The organism is Pseudoalteromonas sp. SG41-5 (genome assembly GCF_014164495.1).
GTDB lineage: Bacteria > Pseudomonadota > Gammaproteobacteria > Enterobacterales > Alteromonadaceae > Pseudoalteromonas > Pseudoalteromonas rhizosphaerae.
The window spans coordinates 1-4,296 of record NZ_JACJFH010000172.1 but is presented as its reverse complement, the minus strand read 5'-3'; the positions used below and the strand labels follow the sequence as shown (position 1 = coordinate 4,296).

Genomic DNA, 4,296 nt, shown 5'->3' with positions numbered 1-4,296 from the left:
TATTTATTATGGGAGTGTTATGTGCGCTTTATGGATTTAAGTAAGCCATTGCCCGATGTGCCGGTATATGAACAACACCGACATTTAGATCCAATTACAGCAGAGTTTGATAAAAATAATAATCGGCCTGATGAGTTTTGGTCCTCATTTTCGTTTTCGCAGCAATTAGAAATTGAAGAGGAAATTCTGAGTGAAGCATTTCCATTTGATTGGCTAAAAGGTAGAGAGCAGGAAGAAATAATCAAACCTTGGCAGCATTGGAAGGCAGAGCCTGAGCGCATAGAACAATTAACGTGGAAATATAAAGCTAAGCACCTTGCGCTTCAGCTTTTTATCGGCTTTCCGTGAAACGGCTTAAGTTTCAGAGTCCATGATACGTTAAGGAATAACAATGACACCCATCTTAATTTTTTAGTGACTGATTTATCAAGTGGGCAGGTTATACGGCTCGATGTAAATCAGCATAACTGCGCCGCCATATTTAAAGCGCTCAACACAACCAGAGTTACATTTAGACTACGAGTGAAAACGTATCCAAAAGGTAATGGGGCGTCAGTAAGCGATGCTTTTGAGGATAATAAATTTATATTACCAGTATCAAAACGCGATGAGTACGGCGAGCTTGAAAAACCAAATAAATGGCTCACAACCGAAGTGAATTTATCACTATGGAATTATGCGCTAAAAGAAGAATTAGGACTTGAGTAACAATATGATAAACACCGAGCAAGTATCTGAATTACGCCCCCCTAAAAAACCAACTGACATGGGAAAGCACTACCGAAAAGTGGAAGTCAATTATGACAACTTGTTAGGAGTAAACGATATATATTCAACTGATGGTCGTTATTACGGCGTATTATTAATATCAAGTATGAGGGATATCTTCCAAACTGCTACCGTTTTTACGGCATTAGTTTTTTTTGGTGTTTCAATTTTTATGCAAATTACGACTTTATTTAAAGCTGCCAGTATGGAGCAGTTTTTAGGTGCACATTTTTTACACCCTTTGTTTATCCTAGGGCAAGTCTTGTTATTAATTATTGCTTTTGTTTATCACCGTAAAGCGAGGATCCCTCGAGGTAAATTAGTCGTGTTTGATCGAAAAACCGGCAATGTAAATTTCCCTGCGTTTGGTGGCAACCCAGAACTAGTTATACCATTTGAAGAAGTTGAAATGTATCGAGGCTCGTTAGGCTTTAGTTTGGGAAGAGGCATGCCTGTTACAAGTTTAATCCCTAAAAAATACCCTAAGCATGGTAAAAGGGATTGCCAATACATAGTCGCGTTTGCTGATAGCTACGATGGGGCTTGTCAATCGTGGACATTATTAACGGAGTTTATGGATAAAAATAAACCAATCCCTTTTGGGTTGTTACAGTCTGTTCAACACCATTTAAATAAGGGAAATAGTGTTACATGGAGAGGTGATAAAATTGGTCCCTATATGGATAAGTATCCGCTCGATCCTGTCATAAAAAATAACTATAAGTATGTTTATCACGAAAATCGTGATGCAACAGAAGAATACCCGAGGGATGAAGTTAATTATGTTATTGCGCCATTTAGTGATGACCCCGTATTGCTAGAGAAAAATATAAAACGTGCGTACGAGCTCAATATTTTACTTTTGTGATTCAGGTTAAATAAAAACAGGTTTACAAGCCAACCGCTCTTTAACAATCAGAAAAGGAATTCAAACCTAGGTGGTGTAAGTGCTGCCTAGGTTTATCGCCACGTTGGAAATTAGAAGGCGCAATTAATAAGACACCCCCCTTTAAATACGCGTTTTTGGTGATGAAGTAGAATAAAGAATAAAAATAAACCATGCGCGAGGTAAGCTCCCGCCTACAGGATGCAACACAGCTGTTTAAATTTGCGTAGGCGCGGCTTTACGCCGCGCAAATTGAACAATAAAAACGACATTCAGTTTGAATAGTTAAGGTGAGTGACATCTTAAATTTCTCGTGGAATTATGCGCTAAAAGAAGAATTAGGACTTGAGTAACAATATGATAAACACCGAGCAAATATCAGAATTACGCCCCCCTAAAAAACCAACTGACATGGGAAAGCACTACCGAAAAGTAGACGTCAATTATGACAACCTATTAGGAGTAAACGATATATATTCAACTGATGGTCGTTATTACGGCGTATTATTAATATCAAGTATGAGGGATATCTTCCAAACTTCTACCGTTTTTACGGCATTAGTTTTTTTTGGTGTTTCAATTTTTATGCAAATTACGACTTTATTTAAAGCTGCCAGTATGGAGCAGTTTTTAGGTGCTCATTTTTTACACCCTTTGTTTATCCTAGGGCAAGTTTTATTATTAATAATTGCTTTTATTTACTATCGTAAAGCAAGAATCCCAAGAGCCACCTCCGTTGTTTTTGACCGAAAAACCGGCAATGTAAATTTCCCTGCGTTTGGTGGCAACCCTGAACTCGTTATACCATTTGAAGAAGTTGAGATGTATCGAGGCTCGTTAGGCTTTAGTTTGGGAAGAGGCATGCCTGTTACAAGTTTAATCCCTAAAAAATACCCTAAACATGGTAAAAGGGATTGCCAATACATCGTCGCGTTTGCTGATAGTTACGATGGGGCTTGTGGGTCGTGGACATTATTAACGGAGTTTATGGATAAAAATAAACCAATCCCTTTTGGGCTACTGCAGTCTGTTCAGGATTACCTCGACAAAGGATATAGCACAGTTTGGAAAGGCGATAAAATTGGCCCCTATATGGAAAATTACCCCCTCGATCCCGAGATAAAAAACAATTATAAATATGTTTTTCATACGGATATTGATGGCGAAAAAGAATACCCGAGGGATGAAGTTAATTATGTTATTGCACCATTTAGTGATGACCCAGTATTATTAGAGAAAAACATAAAACGTGCATACGAGCTCAATATTTTACTTTTGTGATTAAAGTTATTTAAAAATAGATTTACAGGCCAAACGCTCTTTAACAATCAGAAAAGGAATTCAAACCTAGGTGGTATATGCTGCCTAGGTTTATTAAAGCAAAGGAACCTGATGCAAAAAAATAATTACCTTGGTGTTGGAATAATGGCAAAGAAAACGAAGTTTAATCGTTTTTTTGAAGCGCACCGAATAATAAATGAAGGAAGCGAATTTAGAGGATTATGTTTTTTCCGACGTTGGCTAAATCAAGATAGGCGCATTTACGCGAATAAAAAAGAGCAATATAAAATAGCGCCTTGTGGCAATAACCCTATAAAAGCCATATTATTTGGACCAATGGCAATCGGGGCTGTATTAAGCTTATTGTTACTAATAGCCTGCGTTGTCGCAACGTATTCTGAAGAGCCATTTCCTTGGTGGCTTGTAATCCTCACCTTTTGCTGGAACTTATTCTTCTTAAATTTACTACCAATAACTGCTAGGTATATACCTGATAGGGTGATGTATCTTGACAGGCAAAACCAAACGGTCGGGTTTACTTTTGATATACCCGGTTGTGAACAACGAGATGACTTAGGTAACTGTTGCTTTAAATGGGAAGAGATTGTTTGCAGGCTAACCTCGAAAATGGGCGCGCCGGGTGTAATGAATTACTTTCCAGAAATTAGTCATATAGACCAAGAGAAGTACCCTAAAACAACTGTTACCGGTTCAGTTGTAGAGCTTTCAGCTAACCCTGTCCATTGTTATTTATTATGGGAGTGTTATGTGCGCTTTATGGATTTAAGTAAGCCATTGCCCGATGTGCCGGTATATGAACGACACCGCCATTTAGATCCCATTACAGCTGAATTTGATAAGAGGAATAATCGGCCTGATGAGTTTTGGTCCTCATTTTCGTTTTCGCAGCAATTAGAAATTGAAGAGGAAATTCTGAGTGAAGCATTTCCTTTCGATTGGCTTAAAGGTAGAGAGCAGGAAGAAATAATCAAACCTTGGCAGCATTGGAAGGCAGAGCCTGAGCGCATAGAGCAATTAACGTGGAAATATAAAGCTAAGCACCTTGCGCTTCAACTTTTTATCGGCTTTCCGTGAAATGGCTTAAATTTCAGGATCCATTATACGTTAACAATCATAAAAGGAATTTAAACCTAGGCACTTTAAAGTGCCAAGGTTGATTAAACAATAAGGATATTAAATGCAAAATAATGACTACCTAGCCGTTGATATCATGAGTAAAAAAACGCGATTTAATCGCTTTTTTTACCCTGAGAGATTAAATAGCCTCAAGGATAAATTCAAAGGCTTATGCTATTTATATAATTTACCTGCAAGAAAGCAAAAAGAAATACAAAAACATC

The 4,296-nt window shown here is 37.8% G+C and carries 4 protein-coding genes and 1 pseudogene; all 5 read left to right on the top strand.

From position 1 onward, the window contains the following. Positions 1-348, top strand: a pseudogene (locus tag H5232_RS22400) (hypothetical protein); the annotation flags it as partial. Positions 349-522: 174 nt separating this feature from the next. After that, positions 523-708 (top strand): hypothetical protein, encoded by a 186-nt coding sequence (locus H5232_RS22395; protein WP_182795028.1) that lies wholly within the window; start codon positions 523-525, stop codon positions 706-708. Positions 709-712: 4 nt separating this feature from the next. Beyond that, positions 713-1,636, top strand: a complete 924-nt coding sequence (locus H5232_RS22390) for a hypothetical protein (protein ID WP_182740949.1) — start codon at positions 713-715, stop codon at positions 1,634-1,636. A 375-nt stretch (positions 1,637-2,011) separates the two neighbouring features. Continuing rightward, positions 2,012-2,935: a hypothetical protein gene (locus H5232_RS22385; protein ID WP_182831551.1), complete on the top strand. Its 924-nt coding sequence runs from the start codon at positions 2,012-2,014 to the stop codon at positions 2,933-2,935. Positions 2,936-3,046: 111 nt separating this feature from the next. After that, entirely contained in the window at positions 3,047-4,030 is a 984-nt protein-coding gene (locus H5232_RS22380) for a hypothetical protein (RefSeq protein ID WP_182831550.1), read from the top strand. The last annotated feature ends 266 nt before the right edge of the window (positions 4,031-4,296 follow it).